At 35.6% G+C, this 18,585-nt stretch carries 12 protein-coding genes; 8 read left to right on the forward strand and 4 right to left on the reverse strand.

The genetic code is table 11. From position 1 onward, the window contains the following. Positions 1 to 45 precede the first annotated feature (45 nt). The 4 genes from PLJ10_03535 to amrS form a co-directional block, all read right to left on the reverse strand. Positions 46 to 369 (reverse strand): hypothetical protein, encoded by a 324-nt coding sequence (locus PLJ10_03535; protein HOK08714.1) that lies wholly within the window; start codon positions 367 to 369, stop codon positions 46 to 48. Further along, positions 356 to 3,910 carry a 4Fe-4S binding protein gene (locus PLJ10_03540; protein ID HOK08715.1) on the reverse strand — a complete coding sequence of 1,185 codons (3,555 nt, stop codon included), beginning with the start codon at positions 3,908 to 3,910 and terminating at the stop codon, positions 356 to 358. The genes PLJ10_03535 and PLJ10_03540 overlap by 14 nt, the downstream gene beginning before the upstream one ends. A 13-nt stretch (positions 3,911 to 3,923) precedes the next feature. Then, the gene (gene amrB / locus PLJ10_03545; protein ID HOK08716.1) at positions 3,924 to 5,468 is read right to left on the reverse strand and encodes an AmmeMemoRadiSam system protein B; all 1,545 of its coding nucleotides are present in this window, start codon (positions 5,466 to 5,468) and stop codon (positions 3,924 to 3,926) included. A gap of 222 nt (positions 5,469 to 5,690) precedes the next feature. Beyond that, on the reverse strand, positions 5,691 to 6,668 hold the full coding sequence (gene amrS / locus PLJ10_03550) for an AmmeMemoRadiSam system radical SAM enzyme (GenBank protein ID HOK08717.1): 978 nt from the start codon (positions 6,666 to 6,668) through the stop codon (positions 5,691 to 5,693). 203 nt (positions 6,669 to 6,871) lie between these two features. Here amrS and PLJ10_03555 point away from each other — a divergent pair, with 203 nt between their 5' ends. The 8 genes from PLJ10_03555 (at position 6,872) to PLJ10_03590 (ending at position 18,511) form a co-directional block, all read left to right on the forward strand. Beyond that, the gene (locus PLJ10_03555) at positions 6,872 to 7,234 is read left to right on the forward strand and encodes a putative zinc-binding protein (GenBank protein HOK08718.1); all 363 of its coding nucleotides are present in this window, start codon (positions 6,872 to 6,874) and stop codon (positions 7,232 to 7,234) included. A gap of 33 nt (positions 7,235 to 7,267) precedes the next feature. After that, on the forward strand, positions 7,268 to 7,741 hold the full coding sequence (locus PLJ10_03560; protein ID HOK08719.1) for a MarR family transcriptional regulator: 474 nt from the start codon (positions 7,268 to 7,270) through the stop codon (positions 7,739 to 7,741). Between the two features lie 14 nt (positions 7,742 to 7,755). Next, positions 7,756 to 9,105 carry a biotin/lipoyl-binding protein gene (locus PLJ10_03565; protein HOK08720.1) on the forward strand — a complete coding sequence of 450 codons (1,350 nt, stop codon included), beginning with the start codon at positions 7,756 to 7,758 and terminating at the stop codon, positions 9,103 to 9,105. Beyond that, positions 9,102 to 12,311, forward strand: a complete 3,210-nt coding sequence (locus PLJ10_03570; protein ID HOK08721.1) for an efflux RND transporter permease subunit — start codon at positions 9,102 to 9,104, stop codon at positions 12,309 to 12,311. Before PLJ10_03565 ends, PLJ10_03570 begins: the two co-directional genes overlap by 4 nt. Positions 12,312 to 12,338: 27 nt before the next feature. Beyond that, positions 12,339 to 12,938, forward strand: coding sequence for an acyltransferase (locus tag PLJ10_03575; GenBank protein HOK08722.1), 600 nt, complete (start codon positions 12,339 to 12,341; stop codon positions 12,936 to 12,938). Beyond that, a complete protein-coding gene (locus tag PLJ10_03580; protein ID HOK08723.1) occupies positions 12,913 to 14,466 on the forward strand; it encodes a TolC family protein in 1,554 nt (517 codons plus the stop codon). Before PLJ10_03575 ends, PLJ10_03580 begins: the two co-directional genes overlap by 26 nt. A gap of 157 nt (positions 14,467 to 14,623) precedes the next feature. Continuing rightward, positions 14,624 to 15,949, forward strand: a complete 1,326-nt coding sequence (locus PLJ10_03585; protein HOK08724.1) for a Gfo/Idh/MocA family oxidoreductase — start codon at positions 14,624 to 14,626, stop codon at positions 15,947 to 15,949. An 18-nt stretch (positions 15,950 to 15,967) separates the two neighbouring features. After that, positions 15,968 to 18,511: a HEAT repeat domain-containing protein gene (locus tag PLJ10_03590; GenBank protein ID HOK08725.1), complete on the forward strand. Its 2,544-nt coding sequence runs from the start codon at positions 15,968 to 15,970 to the stop codon at positions 18,509 to 18,511. Positions 18,512 to 18,585 lie beyond the last annotated feature (74 nt).

Here is an 18,585-nt window from a genome sequence, read left to right on the forward strand (position 1 = left end):
TTATGTTAACAAATTTTTAAACGGAATTTGTATTTAAAAACCAGTTTAATTATCTCTTTGTCTTCCTCGTCTCCAACGTTTACGAAGTTGTTGATGTTGTTTTAGATTTTCTTTTTTATTCTGTTCTTCTTCATGCAATTTTTTGTAAAACAAAGCTTCCTTATCAGAAAGATTATTATTCTGTATCATACGTTTAATTTTTTCAATATCAGTTGTGGTTCCTGTTGGTTTTATAGGACTCCCTTCCGTTTGTATAAAAGATAATTCTGTCGATGATTTTTCAGGGAGCGTATGATAGACGGAAATAATGATAAACGTAATAGCGTAAAGTAACGAAATGCTCAAAAAAACAAAATCATTTCTTTTCATGTTTGTAGCACCGATTACATTGGATACAATCTATTTCTTCAGGTCTTGAAATTCCGAGATCGCAATGTGTAGGGAAGGTTCTTTGCCAGAAAAATGAAAATATTCGAAGCGATTGGATTAAACTTAAAAAAGCACCTGTTGGACAAAGTACCCTGCACCAGAAACGGTTATATAGAAGACTTGCAACTAAAACAAAAATACCAAATATTGTTATGTAGTTTGATATGTCCAACGTAAAAAAGGATAGTAAGGGGTCGACGCTAATCATTGTTGCTTCCCGCACGATAAAATATATAAAGAAGAATAAAAAGGCAATGATGTATTTAAACTGTCGAGTTATGTACCATGTTTGTCTTGTCGGGGTTATTTTTCTATTTATCCAATTAAATTTGCTTATTAGTTCAGATAATGCTCCAAATGGGCATAAATATCCGCAGTAAATATTGCCATTGATTAGAACAAGCACAGGAATGCCAATAGTTAAAATGGTTGAGATATTCAAATGAAATTGTAGTTTCTCCACAGATAAGAGCTGAACAATGGAATAAAGCCCATATTGAATGTTTAACCAGAAACCCAAAACTATTACTACGGATATTAACCATAATGTCCGAAGTAAGTTATTATGGAAAAATCGAAGGATTATAGCCAGAAGAATAAATAAAAGAAAGATATATACGGAGTAAGTTGTATGGGCTAACGTATTGTAAGAGAATGATATTTTGGATTGAGTTATATTATTTGTTTGAATAATTTTTGCAAATTCTTTTCCTGAAAATTGAACAGCCCTTTTAACAGCATCGGAAGTTGTTGTCGCCCCGCTAACAATATCTATTTCTGAGATTGTTTCGGGCTGAAATATATTTTTCCCTTTATACAAAAAGAAGTAGTTTTCAACGAGAGATAAATAATCGGGGGTTTCGTTCGATTGGATAACTTTAATATCTTCAATATTCCCTTCTTTAGACACCTTAACTGCAATATCCATTTCTCCACCATATCCAATTACCTTAAATAGCGAAGCTGTTGAAAAAATATAGGAGATATGTTCATTCTGATTTTCATCTTTTTTTGTAACAGTATAATAACGGATTTGTCTATTATCAGGAAGCATTATTATTTCGGGTTGAAGTTCTCCTCCGTCGGATAATTCCTGGGCAATTATTGTAAATGTATCTTCGGGCAAAGGAGTTGTGACGCGATTATATATTTCAGTTGAGATAAAACATAAAATAAGGACTGGGAAGAGTATGTATCCAAGGTTTCTTCCCCATAATGATGACTGATGTGCTGGAGTTTTTTTTAGGAGGGGGATGAAAATGAAGGTAATGAGTAAATAATAGAAAATTACTTCAATTGAATACTTTAACCCTAAAAGAGGGAGCAACATAATTGGAAATAGAAAAGCCCCTATTCCTGCTCCGAGATTATCCCATACTTCTAAGTTTACCGCAATTTGAGCCGTGGTTAATTCTTTATCTAATGTATTGAGAAACATGGAAAGGAGAAAACCTAAAGCAAACCCCCATAAAAAGAATATAGCGAGATAAGTATAAAAATGGATGGATGATACGAAAATTATTGCAATTGTATAACAAATACAGACAGAAAAAAGAAAGAAAACAATGAAGAACGATTGCTTATTATTATCTGTATACAAAGCATTAAAGAGGAGGGGACTTATTGAGAGTCCCAGCATAAACATAGAGGATAAGAGACCAATGTAGGTTGAGAGAGTTCCATAATGGTATTGAAATTGTATAAGAAGGAGAATAGAAATCCCCATACTAATAGCACCAATAATGAAAATAGCAAAATATGTTTCTAAATTAATATAAAAACATGACCCTTTCCCTTTTCGGATAGATTTCCTTTTATATATCCAGCGTGCTAATAAAAAACATAATGGAGATGAGATTAACAGGAAAAAGACCAGTTGCTTAATGGTAATAATTTTATCTAATAACCCTGAATAACCCTGTTTCCAGAGATAAAAAAGATTACTATATAGAAAGCCGAGATATTTGTCTTCTGTATTAATTAAGTAATCTTCACGAATAAATTTTTTAATTTCCTCATATCGATTTTTTTGGAAAATAATTCTATCAGCAGGATATAGGTCTTTTACGATACTGGGTTTGATGTCTGAAATTTGTTGTTGTAAAACAGATAATCGCTGTTCAAGTGTTGGTATATGTTCACTCAAAGGATACGATACTGAACCAAATAGCCATGTCTCGTCACCTGGTTTTAATGCATTAAGCTTAAATACCTGTTGAAAAGTAAAATATATGGACGAACCAAGTGTTGCAATTTCGCCACCTAAAAAATTTTCTCCGCCTGACATACGAATTCCTGCGATTCCTTTGTCTGTAAGATGAGTTTTAAGTAAATCAAAAAAATGATTTGTCAAGTATTGGTTTGTAGTGATAGTTTGTGGGTCGCCTGTATAAACAAGGATGATGTCAAATTTATCATTAGTATTTTTCAAAAAAGTACGGACTTCAGTTTGTGGAAATATGATTTTTTCGCTATTTATAAGGGAATTTTCATGTAATAGTGAAACAATATTTTTAGATAGTTCGAAGTCAAAAGGTATCCATAAAATTTTTTCTATATTGTTAATACTTACTAAGTATGGTAGTGTGTAAATAAAGGGTTCACCGATGAGCAAAATATCTTTAGCATCATTTTTCTGAGCAAAGAAAGTAGATAATAACCGCAAACCATATTCCTGATTTGGGAAACTCAATGCGGGTTTGAGGTTTCGTAAAAGAATGAATTGGTTATCATCATACCCATATAAGTATTCTCCCTTTTGAGTAATTATTTTGCCTCTAAAATTTTCATTTTTTGTAATACGATTCCACAAAGACTTGTTTTCCCACGAATCCAGTAAGAATGCCAATACCAAAAGTAAAGGTAGAAGTAAGATAGGGAATACTTTTTTTAGAAATGGATAGTTTAGTGAGAGTAAGGAAGAAGTTATTAGGAACCACGCAGAAATACAAATAGGTATCCAATGAGAAAGTCCGAGGTAAATACTGAATGAAGTAATTAGTCCACCTATTACAGCACCGAAAGCCTCGTAAGCATATACATAACGAATTATTGTTGAAGGTTTGGAATTGCTAACATCATTTGTAAAATGGTTTTGCCACCATAAAGCACAATGGGTGAATAAAAATCCTGTAAGGAAGCTTATTCCTGCAGGTGCTATTGCGGAATATAAAAAAAGAGAATGTATGTTAAAAAGTTCGTATGTCGGAATAGTTGAGATAAATCGTGAGTTACGCACCAAAAAATGTCCCCACAACCATGAAGGGATATAGAGAAGAGAGGTAAATGGGAAAAAGTATGAATATTTGTAGGAAAGTTTTCCGATAAAAGAACCTGGAATAATCCATATAAACCAGAAAAAGTAAAAAACACCTAAGGTAAGTTCATTCTCTTCAATGCAATGCAGAAAATCACGCACGAGCAATGCTTGTGCAGTGATTGAAAAGAGACCTAATGAAATGGGTAAAAGATATTTTTTCACAATTACTCTTTAGTTATTCTTCGTGGAACACTTCTGCTTCAAAAACTTCAAATTCAGCACCTTCTTTATATCCATCTGGTGGTAAACCCGCTTTCATAGCCAGATGTTCCAGAGTTTGCTGTAAATTCCAATTTTGTTCCGGGGCTACCTGTGGTAAAAACAAAGCCTGGTAGTATCCTTTTTTCATAATTATCCCATGTTTCCCTAATTCAATTTCATTATAGTGATTTATTTTTTTTGGATGTGTAAGTAGGGATATATCAATCTTGATTTTAGGTAATTCATCTTTCGTGATAGGATAGAATCGGGGGTCTTTAAAGCCTGCATTATATGCATTTTGTAAAACGGATTTATACATTGGCTTCGTTGCGAAAATTTCACCAATACATCCTCGCAAGTCATCTTTTATTTTCAAAGTAACGAATGCGGCACGGGGCGTTTTCATTGTCTCTGTTATTTTAATGGGTATCTCATTGTCCGATGGTAGTTTGTTATGTTCCAGCACATATTCAAGTGTCCATCGTGCTAATTTTAACAAATCCTTTTTCTCTTCAGGTGTTAATGTTGTTGAAACATTCATAGATTTTTTTTCTCCTTTCTGCCATGTTCCCGCAAAGGCAATGCTAAAATAACTTACTGAATTTTGATAATCATTTACAATCTCACCGGATTGTTTATATTCTACAAGTTTCGCTTGAGTATTTTCTGGTAATAAATACATCAAAACTCCAATCCCATACGGACCACAAATTGTAATTCCTGTTTGTTTAATATATTCATAAAATCCCTTCACATCTCGTTTCTCTATATATTGATATGCTCCCATATCTAATTTTTTAAGATTTTCCGGAATATTCTCACTAAAAGGGACATAATTGTAATTGGGTCCATAATGAGTAAAATCGCTACTGGCAATGACTAATGTTTTTTCGTCAATATAGTTTTGTAGTATCTGAGCCACTTTTTCTGTGGTTTCTATGTCTAACCGTCCGCAAATCAGTGGGATTAACTTAAAGTCTTTTTTTAAGTATTGTAGCAATGGCAACTCAATTTCAACGCTATGCTCCCCTCGTTGTGCCAAAGGAAATTCCTTAAAATATGGGAATTTTTTTAATTCTTGAATAGTATCCACATCAAGGGGTATTTGTCCTAATGGAGTTTCATAAAAGTCCACAGAGGGAACACTTATTATATTTTCTAATGGTGCTCTGTGACTTGTCCCTAATATAATTATTCTTGAGTATAAAGATTTTTCTGTTGCTTTAATTCCTTTACATGCGGTTAATCCTGAGTATGCATAACCTGCATGAGGTAATATCAGTCCGATAACACTTTTTATTGGCTCTACATCTGCTTTATTAAACAACTCTGAGATTTGTTGTTTTAGTTTTTCGGGAGATGCATCATACCATTGTCCAGCTATTAACGACTGGTAGACTTTTTTAGAATGTATTTCTTTAGTTTGGTCTGAGGTAGAATTATCACCACATGCAAATGGGATAAGAAGGATGGACATAAGGAATAAACCAATATAAGAATACGTTTTCATAATACTCATCATACTTCCCTTACTCATTCTTCTTTTATTATATTAAATTTCAACCCATCCATGATGACGGTTTAGGTGAAAATTTTCTTGTTTTATTTTTAGAATTAAAGTAGGTAGAAAGTTTCTTATTAGATAAAGGTATCGCATATGTTTGTCGAACTAATGAAGGTTTTTTAATACCATATCTTGTAATTATGGCTGTTACTATATATGATAAAAATCTTCTTCTATTTATTGCCATATTCCATATATCTCCGTGTTACATTTGGGACATTTCCCCTGTGAAATATTGTTTTGAAGGATATTAAAACCATATCGCTCTATAAGCAAGGTTTTGCATGATGGACAGTATGTATTTGAACTCTCTTTATGGATAATATTGCCAATATATACGAATTGTAAACCTTCATTTAAAGCGATTTGACGTGCTTTTAGAAGAGTCTCTAAGGGTGTTGGGGGTAGATGAGTCATTTTATAACGAGGATAAAATTGGGAAAAATGCAATGGTGTATCTTTCCCTAAATTTTTTGCTACCCATGCGGATAATTGTTGCAGGTCTTCGTCTTTATCATTTAAGGTGGGAATAACTAAATTAGTGACCTCAAGTTCAACCCCTGCATTTTTAGTTAATTCCAGTGTTCTTAATACAGGTTTTAGTGTTCCATCGCATACGGTTCTATAAAATTCCTCTGAAAAGCCTTTTAAATCTATATTTGCGGATTGGACAAAAGGTAGTAATTGCTTGTAAGGTTCTTCGTTAATATATCCCGCAGTTACAAGAACATTTTTTAACCCTTTTTCAATAGATATTTTACAGCACTCATACGTATACTCATAGTAAGCTAATGGCTCTGTATAGGTATAAGCAATGGAAGGACATTGATACTGAATAGCCAATGCGGACATCTGTTCAGGTTCTACAAATTCCGTTTCCATTTGGTATGGTTCTGTCTGAGATATTTCCCAATTCTGGCAATTTTTACAATGGAGATTACAACCTACGGTAGCAAGGGATAAAATAGGTGTCCCTGGTAAAAAATGATAAAGAGGTTTTTTCTCTACAGGGTCAACATGGATAGAGCAGGGATGTCCATAAGTAACTGCGTAAAGTTTTCCATCAATATTTATACGAATACGACACTCTCCCTTTTGACCATGTTCAAGAACACAATAACGGGGACAAAGTTCACATTTAACTAATGTTGTCATTTTAATCAAATTGAGTTATCTGTTTTACTTATATTATAACGGTAAAAAATAAATGAAGGGAACTTTTTGTTTCCTTTTAGTGTTTATTAATAAAAATACAAAATATTTAAATATTTTAATAATAAGTAAAATAAATAATTTGAAATATTAATTATTTTATGATAAAATAAACTCACAAATCATTAAAACAAGGAATTGATATTATGCAATGTAATTGTTCCGATGAAAAAGGCACTATTCTTGTTTATTCATGTTCAGGTATTGCCAATACAGGATTAGTAGCAGACCGTGTTGTTAGAAATTTAGTAAAAGATAAGGTATGTCGTGGTTCATGTCTTTCAGGAGTAGCCTCTGATTCTTCAGGCTTCATCCAATCTGCATTGGGAGCAGATAGGAATGTAGTAATAGATGGCTGTCCTGTTTCCTGTGGAAAGAAAATATTTGAGAAGAGACAAATACCATTTGAGCATATTGTGATAACGGATTTAGGCGTTGAAAAGGGGAAGACAATTGTTACAGATGAATTAGTCCATGAGATTACTGAAGTGGTTAAGAAAAAAATATAAAGATAGCATTACACATATTGTTGGAGATGCATAATGGAACGATATGATGAGTCAGCCTATGAGATATTGAAAACAATTCAAATGATTCAGAGATGGATGCATAGTCGGTTTCATAGTTGTTCTTCAGAAAAGGAAAAAATAAAATTTGGGCATGACCTCACAATGCCTCAGTTTCAGATGTTGGTCACAATAAAAAATTATGAGCCATTAAAATTAAAGGAATTAGCGGAATACTTGTATGTTTCTCCTCCTGCAGCAAGTTTGATGTTAGACCGATTAGTGGAATTGGGGCTGGTAGTTCGTGAGCAGTCATCTGAAGACCGTCGTGAAATACAAATCCGCTTAACGCCAGAAGCCAGTAAGACCCTGAAATGGCATGAAAATCAAGTGTTAACAGGGATAAGTGACTTATTAAAAGGTTTAGGCGATGAAACTGCATCTCAATGGGTTGATGTTTATAAAAAAATAAGAGAATATTTAATATCTGTCCAGAATAACAACAAATAAAGTGAGGAAATTTTATGAATGACGATGAGATAAAAAAGTACATAACAATTTCAAAATTAGTCTCATTTTTAATTGCAATTTTAATCTTTTTATTGGGGATTGTTTCCTTTCTTTTCTTTTCTTCTTTTCGCAAACCTCCAGCACAAGCAGAACAGGAAGAGCGTCCCATTCCTGTTGATGTAGTTCAGGTGCAACCGGAAGATGTTCCAATTATATTAAATGGTTTTGGAGAAGTCCGAACCTTAGCAACGGTTCCTATAGCACCGGAAGTATCGGGGCGTGTTATTCATATTCATCCAAGATTGGAAGCCGGTGAGGTTATCCCTGTAGGGGAAGTCTTATTTGAAATAGATCCCAGTGATTACCAAGTTCGCCTAAAATCTGCACAAGCAAGTTTAGAACAGGCAAAGCAGACATTGAAAAGGACACAGGAACAGTTTGCCTCCGATAAAGAACGACTTAAAACATTAGAGCGTACTAAAGACCTTGCTTATTCAGAGTTCCAGCGTGTGAAGCAGTTATTTGAAAGAGAAAAAGTGGGTACACAATCGAATGTTGAGCAAACAGAACGGGCGTACAATCAGGCATTAGATGCTTATAATTTATTAGTCCAATCTGTGGAGTTATATCCTTTAAGAGTTAGAGAATCTGAGGAGGTAGTGAAAAATGCGGAAGCCCAATTATCCCAGGCAGAAATAAATCTATCACGGACACAGGTAAAGGTTCCTTTTAACGCACGGATTAAAACAGTGAATCTTGAAGCAGGACAATATGTAACCCCTGGTTCTGTTGTAATGACACTTTCAGATGATTCCATTCTGGAAATATCAGTCCCCTTAGATGCGAAACAGGCAACGCAGTGGCTTCCATTTCAAAAGGATAATATCAATATTGATTCTGCATGGTTTCCACCATTAGAGCCTAAAGAATGTGAAATTCTATGGACAGAGGATAAAGAAAATCATAAATGGAAAGGTTTGTTACATCGTATCGAAAGATATGATGAAAAAACGAGGACAATTTATGCAGTTGTTCGTATTGAAAAGGAAAATGTGTTTTCCTTATCTGATGATAAAATACCATTGGTTCAGGGTATGTTTTGTCAGGTAAAAATTCCAGGCAAGATATTATCGGGTGTATTTCGTTTGCCAGATACTGCAGTAAGTTTTGAAGGGACAGTTTATGTCGCAGAGAATGACCGTTTAAAGTCAGTTCAAGTGGAACGATTATATATTCAAGGTGATGAAGTTATAGTAAAAGGTCTTAAGCCAGGGACTGTTGTTGTTACAACTCGTTTGGTTAATCCGATAGAGAATTCACTGTTGGAAATCCAAAAATCGGGAGATAAGGAATCTGATTCATGAATCAGTTTTTAGGGTATTTTGTCGGAAACCGTGTTTTTGCGAATATATTGACTGCAGTTATACTTATTGCAGGATTAATTTCTCTGTTGTTAATTCGGAGGGAATTATTCCCTGAATTCTCTTTAGATATGATAACAGTCCAGGTAATATATCCCGGTGCAGACCCAGAGGAAGTTGAAGAAGGTATTTGTCGTAAGATTGAGGAATCCTTAGATACCGTAGAAGGAATAAAACGATATACTACCGTCGCTTCGGAAAATATGGGAATGGCAAATATTGAAGTGATGGATAGTTATGATTTAAGTAAGGTATATGATAAGGTTCGTAATGCCATTGATTCTATTTCTACATTTCCAAAAGACGCAGAGAAACCAATAACGAATGAAGTAACTATTCGCCGTGAGGTTATTCAGGTAGCATTATCTGGAAATTTACCCGATAAAATCTTAAAAGAGTGGGCAGAACAGATAAAAGACGAATTACAGGCACTTCCAGAACTTTCGCAGGTTTTTATTTTTGGTGCAAAACAATATGAAATAGGGATTGAAGTGTCTGAAGAAAAACTTCAAAAGTTAGGGCTAACCTTTTCGCAGGTAGCTTCGGCAATTCGTTCCGGAAACTTGAATATTTCTGGAGGGCTTATTCGTTCTAAAGGTGCGGAAATACGAATTCGAACAATAGGTAGAAAATATTATGCAGATGAATTGGCTAAGATAGTAGTATTAGCCAAACCCACAGGTGAAGTGATTACTCTGGACCAGGTAGCGGAAATACGGGATGATTTTAATGAAGACCCCTTAGAGGCAGATTTTAATGGAGAAAAATCAGTTTTGATCTCATGTTTCAAAACTCAGGAAGAAGATGATATAGCCATATCAGATGCAGTCAAAAAATATGTAGAATCAAAGCAAAAACAACTGCCTCCTGGAGTGAAAATTTCTGTATGGAACGACAGAGCTCGATTAATTCGAGCACGATTAAATCTGCTTGAGATAAATGGTATTCAAGGGTTGATTATTGTTATTGTGATGTTATTGTTACTGATGAATGCTCGTTTATCATTTTTCGTTACTTTAGGAATCCCTATTTCCTTTGCAGGGGCTATATGCATTATGTATCTTCATGGCAGTACTTTAAATATGATGTCGTTATTTGGGTTAATTATGGTATTGGGTATGCTGGTTGATGATGCAATTATAGTCGGTGAAGCAATATACTACCATCGCCAGCGAGGATTGCCCCCCATGAAAGCGGCGTTAACGGGTGTAGAGGAAGTGGGATTGCCCGTGATAGGGGCTGTAACAACAACAATAGCCGCATTTATCCCGTTGATGTTTGTGAGTGGAATTATGGGTAAGTTTATTCGTATTTTGCCCATAGTTGTTATTTCTGCGTTGAGTGTATCATTATTTGAATCTCTTTTCTTGCTTCCTGCTCTTAATGATTTGCCTGATTTATCTCATACCATTTCAAACTCTGATAATCGGAGACATCCTCTGAAAAGACTAAGATGGTTTTTTAGTGATTTTCTCGATGCTTTTGTTGAAAAAATTTATCTTCCATTTTTAAATACCATGTTAAAGCATCGTTATATTTCGTTAACAGCCTTTATCGCTATATTATTAACGATAATGGGACTTGTTCGGGGGCAAATTATTAAATTTGAAGTTTTTACTGAGGCTGATGGGGACTATTTAATGGCACAGGTTGAGTTTCCTGCGGGGACACCGTTTCATGTTACAAAAGATGCTGTAAAAAGAATGGAAGATGCCCTAAAAAGGTTAGCAGAGAAAACCACCACTATAAGTGGCGAACCGTTGGTTAAGAATGTTTATAGTGTTGTGGGGCAGAGTAGTAGTGGATTTTCTGCTCAGGGGGGAAGTAATGTAGGTGAAATTAGAGTAGAATTATTACCCACAGAACGAAGGGGGATTCATGCAAAGAAATTAAGTTCTATGTGGGCAAAGGAAACAGGGACTATCCCAGGAACATTAAAACAGAAATATGATGTAAGTGGAGGAGGACCTCGTGGAACAGGAATTGAATTATGGCTAAGAAGTGAGAACCTTCAGGATATAATTCGTGCAAGTCAGGAGATAAAAGAAAAACTTAAAACTTACGATGGAGTTTATCAAATTGAGGATGATTATCGCCCTGCAAAAATTGAAGCGAGGTTTTATCTGAAACCAGAGGCGCAAACATTGGGGATAACTCTGGATTCATTAGGTAGGCAATTAGCGGGTGGCTTTTTTGGAGAAGAAGCGGTTCGAATTCAAAGGGGTAGAGATGATATCCGTATACGGGTTCGTTATCCTCGTGAGGACCGTAGCTATCTCTCTATATTAAATCAAGTTCGCATAAGGACAAATCAAGGATATGAAGTTCCTTTATTTGCTGTGGCTGATGTAGATTTTACTCCAGGTTTTTCTTCTATTACACGTGTTGATGGAATGCGAAGAGTTGTGGTAACAGCAGATATAGAGACAACAAAGGCAAATTCAACAGAAATTATTGGTGATTTAACAAATAATTTTCTCCCATTGCTCCAAAGGAAATATCCAGGATTAATATGGTCGTTTGAAGGACCTCAACAAAATAGTAGAGATGCACTTGGCTCCTTAAAAGTGGGTTTCCCTATTGCATTGTTATTAATTTTCCTGATTATTTCATCGATATTCCATTCTTATTCTCAACCGATATTAATTATGCTTACCATTCCATTTGGTGTTGTAGGAGCATTGATTGGTCATTTATTGTTCGGACAAACTGTTACACTTATGAGTTTATTCGGTATTGTTGCCCTCGCTGGTGTGGTTGTTAATGATGCTATTGTTTTTGTGGATTGCTTTAATGCAAACCTTGGCGAGGGGAATAGTTTTATTTCTTCAATACTTCAAGCAGGTAAGAGAAGGTTTCGTGCTATTTTCTTAACTACAACCACTACATTTGGAGGGCTTATAGGTTTGCTTTTTACACGAGATATGCAAGCACAATTCCTGAAACCGATGGCAGTCTCATTAGCCATAGGTTTAGTTTTTGCGACTATTGTCACGCTTCTATTTATACCTACTATTATTGGTATATTAAATGATGTTCGAAGATTAGCATATACAATTAGAAATCGAAGAATTCCAAAACCTGAGGAAGTAGAGCCTGTATTTTCAATGTTAGAACAGAAAAGGCAATTAGAAAATAGTTCCTTATGAGGATAGATATTGGAGGAATGGTATAACATGTTTGAAGCTTTTTTAATTCGTTGGCGAAGTTATTATTATGGCTTGAAATTTGCCAGAAAGGGAAGAAAATGTCGTATTCAGGGAAAACACTTTACTATAGAGGGGCATGTGGAGTGCGGGGATTATTGCCGGTTTCGGGATTATGTGATACTTCGCACTCATAAAGATGGAAAAATAATAATGGGGACCCATTCATTATTGAGTTACTATACAATTTTAGAATCTACAGCATTGATACAAATTGGAAGTAATACCGCTATTGCGGAATTTACAGTTATTCGAGATACAAATCATATATTTTGGGGGACAAAAGAGCATTTTGCTTTAACACCTCACATAGCCAAGCCGATTATTATTGGGGATAATGTTCTTGTAGGAAGTCGCTGTTATATACATCCGGGGGTAGAAATTGGAGATGGTGCTATTATTGGTGTGGGAAGTGTCCTTGTAGAGGATACGAAGGTAGGACCTCTGGAAATATGGGCAGGGGTCCCAGCACGAAAAGTGGGACATCGTTTGGAAAGTGTTCCTCCTGAGAAATTACAACAAACAGAGGAGTTAATAAAACAATATGGAATTCGCAAATTTCGATATTAAAAAATTTTTCTTCATATGGATTATAAGTTTATGTATTTTTATATGTTTATCAGCTACTTCACGAGAGACGGATGTAGATTCTTTCCCATTAAAATCAGATGATACTGCAAAAATTACTCAAGAACTCCCTGAGTATTTAGATTTACAAACAGCACAAAAAATAGCATTAGAACAAAATCCTTCATTAAAAGCGGTAACAGAACGGATAGAACAAGCTCGACAGAAAGTCAAACAAGCGTTAGCCCAGTATTATCCTCAAATTATTGCCAATTATACCGCATCGCATACAGACCTATCGAACACTGCTATACGGCGTGCACAGAGTACAGCATGGGAGCAAAGTTCAAATGTAATTTCTCAATCTATGTTTAGAAGTACTGGTGGAGCCAGCACAGATATCATGTCTTCGATACCGTGGGAAACTATTTTGAACTCATGGATTTCAGCATATCAAGCAAGTGATAAAGTTCCAGAGTCACAGAATAATTATGCGTTGAATTTTATTATGAAATATACCTTATTTGATGGTTTTGCCCGTAAGTATACTCTTGCTTTGGCTAAGTTAGGTGAGGAAAGTGCTCAGGAGTCTCGTCAAGAAGCCATACGAATATTATTGTCCGCAGTAGCAAATAGTTTTTATGCGGTACAATTAGCAGAGGAAAATCTCCGAATAGCCGAAGCTGATAAAGCATTCAATGAAAGACTTCTTTATGAAGCGCGGGTAAAACAAGAATTAGGAGCGGGTTCTTTAAGTGATGTTTTAAATTTTGAAGTACAGTTAAGGTCAGCAGAAGCACAAATTATTAATGCCCGTCAAAATCGTGAGATTGCTCGCATATCTTTAGCAGGCGTAATGGGGTTAAATACAGGCATACTCCCTGATAATGTAAAATTAACACCACTAAAAGATGAGACAGATGAAGATTTAAAAAATCCCGATATGGATGAATTGTTATCACTTGCGTTACAAAGCAGACCTGATTTGAAAATGTTAACTTTAGCTATCCAGCAATCTGAAGCACAGATTGGACAAAGCCGTGCTACTTTATATCCACAGATGGGATTATCTTTGTCCCGTTCGGCGACAAGGACGGTGGACAGCGAATTTAGTTCAGATGATTTTGCTACTACTGTAAGTGTCGATATTTCATATAACCTCTTTTCTGGGGGTAAAAACCGAGCATTACGGGCAGAAGCACGTGCAAAACTCCGAGAGGCAGAGCAAAATTATTATGCAGGAAGAATTGATGTGATAACTGATGTTCAGAGTACCCTTCAGGAATTAAAATCGGTACAAGAACAACTGAAACTACAGAGGGAAAATGCACAGTATGTTAGAAAAAATAGGGATTTGGTGGAGCAGGAATACAAAGCAGGGCAAACGTCATTAGTCCGCTTAAATCAAGCACAACGTGATTTAATTGAAGCGGAAGGTAGACTTGCTTCTGCTCGGGTTGCCTTATTCCGAGCGTGGTATCAGTTGAAAACTGTTACTGCCCAATCTCTTTCAGATCTTCCAAAATTTTAAAATTCTCTCTCGGATAGTAACCTTTTCTTTGATGCTGGATTTGTGGTAGTCACTCACTTTATTTGATACCTCTGTTTGCATTAGAATTCCTGTATATTTTTGATTGGATATAGATATTAGGATATTGGTTACTTAACATCTAATTGGAGTTTATCTTATGAATAAATTAATGTATTCAAGAAGAACATTTATAAAGAATGTTCTTATGGGAACAGCGGGAATGGCTGTTACGCCGATGATAATCCCCTCTTATGTATGGGGAGCGGAACCTTCTACTTTGCCAAATGAAAGAATAACTGTTGCTTGCATTGGTGTAGGAGGTCAAGGCAAATATGACATGAAGGCGTTTTTAAGTTTGCCTGAGGTTCAGGTAGTTGCTGTTTGTGACGTGGATGATAATCATGCACAGGAAGCACAAAAAATAGTCAACGATTTTTATGCTCAAAAGAAGAACATACCCGAATATAAAGGTTGTGATGTTTACCATGATTTTAGGGATGTCATTGCTCGTAAAGATGTGGATGCGGTGATGATAGCGACTCCTGACCATTGGCACCCTATTATATCCATTATGTCGGCACAATCAGGGAAAGATATTTATTGTGAAAAACCGTTAGCAAATTCTATCCCCGAGGGTAAAGCAGTAGTAGAGGCAGTCCGTAAATATCGTAGAGTATTTCAAACAGGTAGTCATGAACGTTCCCGAGATAATGCAAGGTATGCATGTGAATTGGTTAGGAATGGAAGAATAGGTAAATTACATACGATACGGGTAAACATGCCTGTGGATAATCATACCCCGATTCCTCCACAGCCCGAAATGCCTATTCCTCCTGGTTTTGACTATGATTTCTGGCTGGGACCTGCCCCAAAAGAACCCTATACAGAAAAAAGATGCCATTTCTGGTTCCGATATATTCTGGACTATAGTGGTGGAGAAATGACAGACCGAGGTGCTCATATTATTGATTTAGGCCAATTAGGTAATGGAACGGATGATACATTCCCCATCTCTGTGGAAGGGAAAGGCTTTTTCCCGAAAGAAGGATTGTTTAATACCGCAATGAGTTATGAATTTCGATTTGAGTATGCTAATGGTGTTGAATTATTAGGAAAGAGTGTAGGACCGCGTGGAATTAAGTTTGAGGGTGATAAAGGATGGATTTTTATTTATATTCATGGTGGTGACCTGCGTGCCAATCCTCCTTCATTACTTCAAGAAACTATAGCCCCGAATGAAATACATTTAGGCAGAAGTAAGGGACATCATAAGAATTTTATTGAATGTGTTAAATCCCGCAAGGACCCGATGGCTCCTGTGGAAGTGGGTTATCACACTGCAACTATGTGCCATATGGCAAATATTGCCATGAGACTTGGACGAAAATTGAACTGGGACCCAGAGAAAGAAATGTTTGTTAATGATGATGAAGCCAATCGCATGATGCAACCTTCGATGAGAGCACCTTGGACATTAGGTTAAACATAAAGGAGATAAAAAATGAAAAATATTTATATTCTAATTAACATATTCCTGACATTGATATTTTTAACATCGACTACCTTTGCTCAGGAAATTCCAAACATTAAAGATGCCCTGAATTATCTACAAACGTATAAGTTTGGAATGAATCGTGAACCGTTAGAGCCTATTCTTGATGCAGTAAAGACAACTCAAAATGACCCTGTGAAACAGGAACAGTTATCAAAACAACTTGTAGCGGTTTTACCGAAATGTACCATTGATGGGAAAAGATTTATTGCACGCCAATTAGTTGTGATTGCAACACCATCTGTTGTTCCGGGAATTGAACCTTTATTGAAGAATAACGAAACAATTGATATTGGTTGCCGAATATTAGAGCAAATCCCCGGCAAGGAAGCAACGCAATCTCTTATAAAGGTGTTGAAACAAGAGTCTATAACAGAAGATGATGAAGTTGCCATTATCAATTCTCTGGGAAGAAGAAAAGATAGCTTATCTGTTGAAACATTGTCCCAATATCTGGAAAATCCATCACAGAAACTACAAAATTCAGTGATAATTGCCCTTGGTTCTATAGGTGGGAAAGAAGCAGGGAGTATTCTCTGGAACTGGGCTAAAAGTAAATCCATGTTGGAAAATTCTAATGTACAGTCTGCTCTCTTGAAAATTGCCAGTCGGTTGGCAGAAGAATTGACTGAAAAAGATATGGCTTTGGAAATCTATTCTTCTTTATTCAGTAATGATAAAGTTACCCCTATAAACAGAGCATATGCCCTGAGGGGATTGGTACAGTTAAAGGGTAAAGATGCCTTTGAAGAAGTCTGGCAAAGTGTTGGAAGTGAAGACACAGTACTTTCTTCTTCTGGTATTGATTTGTTAAAAGATAAAGCCTTTCCTGATACGTTACTTTCTGAACGATGTGTAAGTACATTAGAAACTGCAAAGCCAAGACTTCAGTTTGGTTTGTTAGAAGTTATTGCTTCCCGTAAGATTACAGACGTTGTCCCACAGGTGTTAAACCTTATAGAAAAATCTGATGGAGAATTGAAATTGTCAGCAATTCAATGTCTTAGTCGGGTAGGTGATACTCGTGCTATTGAACCGTTAATGAATATTGCTTTAAGTGGACCTCGTGATGTTAGAGAAACAGCAAAAGATGCTTTAATAAAATTGGATAATCCCGATGGGAATAAGTATCTGATGGATAAAATGCAAAAAGGTAATTTAGATGTCAGAAAATTAGCCGTTGAATTGCTTACAGAACGTAGGGCTGTTGAAGCAAAAGAGATTATGAAGAACGCTATCATAAAAAATGACAAGGATATTATAGATGAGGCCCTAAATTATTTTGCAATATTAGGGGATGAGCAGGATTTGCCTTTCTTGTTTGATAAACTTATGGCCGATATTGAAAATAGTTCTTCTTATATTCCTGCTCTTTCTTTAATCATTGATAGAACAGGTGATGAAGGCAAAAAGGTAAAAATTATAATGGACCAGTGGGTGAAATGCAATAATGATTTACAAAAGAAATCTTTGATTTCATTATTAGGGAATATTAAAAGTCCAGAAGCGTGTGCAGTGCTTGAAAGGTTTTTGACAAGCGAGCCTGCGTTAAAAACAAATATCTTTCAATCCATGGGGCAATGCGTTGACGTAAATACATTGGAGAAGATTATAAATGAGGTTGAAAAAGAAAATGTTGATGAGGTGAAAAATGCAGGGATACTAAGTTCGCTAAATATTTTGAGAACACTGAATCTAACGGATAAGCAGAAATTTGATTACTATATCACCCTTTGGAAATTGACAGGGGAAAATCCTACAATTCAGAAAAATATATTAGGTGGTTTTACAAAATTAAGTTTGGTAGAGGTTTTAGATTTTATAGAGGGAATAAAGGTAAATGATACTATAAAAGCGGATTGGGCTAATGTAAGGTTTAATGTGGCAAAAAATATTAGTTTTTCTTATCCTTCAAGAACGATGTCTATTTTAGAGGAGATGCTTCCTAACTTGAAGGACAATCAGGCTAAGGAGGTAGAAAATTTGCTAAAAGGTCTTAAAAACAAAGGTGAGTTTCTATGTTCGTGGAGCATAAGTGGTCCATATCGAATGGAAGATTATAGTGCAAGACGGTTATTTGACGAAGTTTCATTACCTCCTGAGACTGATTTAAATTCTGTAAAAGATTGGCGTATTTTGCCCTTAAAAGTGCGTGACGATGGTCTAATTTATGCAGATTTGGCTGAATATTCTGGTGGTGAAGTAGAATGTGTAGCGTATGTTGCATGTAAGATTACAGTGCCAGAACCTGTGGAAGGAAAGATATTATTGGGTACTAATGATGGTGTTAAAGTATGGCTCAATGGGAAACTGGTTCATTCATTTGCAGAGGGAAGAACTATGATTCCTGAACAGGACAATGTTCCTGTTAAGTTAGAGAAAAATAATATATTGTTAATGGCAATATATAATCAAGGTGCAGCGTGGGAATTTACTGCAAAACTTCAGGGGATAAGCCCCGAAAAAGTAGAGGTGGTGCCATATAGTCCGTAAAAGTTGGATTTGCCCAAAATTTTTAGAACTATTTAAATGTTTGATATATTTATAAGTGGATAGCAGATAAGGAG

The organism is Candidatus Hydrogenedens sp. (assembly GCA_035361075.1).
Classification (GTDB): Bacteria; Hydrogenedentota; Hydrogenedentia; order Hydrogenedentales; family Hydrogenedentaceae; genus Hydrogenedens.

What these genes read in the sequence shown, in the direction of transcription:
- PLJ10_03535 (HOK08714.1), bottom strand. Translation starts at nt 369, where the DNA reads ATGAAAAGAAATGATTTTGTTTTTTTGAGCATTTCGTTACTTTACGCT.
- amrB (HOK08716.1), bottom strand. Translation starts at nt 5,468, where the DNA reads ATGAGTATTATGAAAACGTATTCTTATATTGGTTTATTCCTTATGTCC.
- amrS (HOK08717.1), bottom strand. Translation starts at nt 6,668, where the DNA reads ATGACAACATTAGTTAAATGTGAACTTTGTCCCCGTTATTGTGTTCTT.
- PLJ10_03555 (HOK08718.1), top strand. Translation starts at nt 6,872, where the DNA reads ATGCAATGTAATTGTTCCGATGAAAAAGGCACTATTCTTGTTTATTCA.
- PLJ10_03560 (HOK08719.1), top strand. Translation starts at nt 7,268, where the DNA reads ATGGAACGATATGATGAGTCAGCCTATGAGATATTGAAAACAATTCAA.
- PLJ10_03565 (HOK08720.1), top strand. Translation starts at nt 7,756, where the DNA reads ATGAATGACGATGAGATAAAAAAGTACATAACAATTTCAAAATTAGTC.
- PLJ10_03570 (HOK08721.1), top strand. Translation starts at nt 9,102, where the DNA reads ATGAATCAGTTTTTAGGGTATTTTGTCGGAAACCGTGTTTTTGCGAAT.
- PLJ10_03575 (HOK08722.1), top strand. Translation starts at nt 12,339, where the DNA reads ATGTTTGAAGCTTTTTTAATTCGTTGGCGAAGTTATTATTATGGCTTG.
- PLJ10_03580 (HOK08723.1), top strand. Translation starts at nt 12,913, where the DNA reads ATGGAATTCGCAAATTTCGATATTAAAAAATTTTTCTTCATATGGATT.
- PLJ10_03585 (HOK08724.1), top strand. Translation starts at nt 14,624, where the DNA reads ATGAATAAATTAATGTATTCAAGAAGAACATTTATAAAGAATGTTCTT.
- PLJ10_03590 (HOK08725.1), top strand. Translation starts at nt 15,968, where the DNA reads ATGAAAAATATTTATATTCTAATTAACATATTCCTGACATTGATATTT.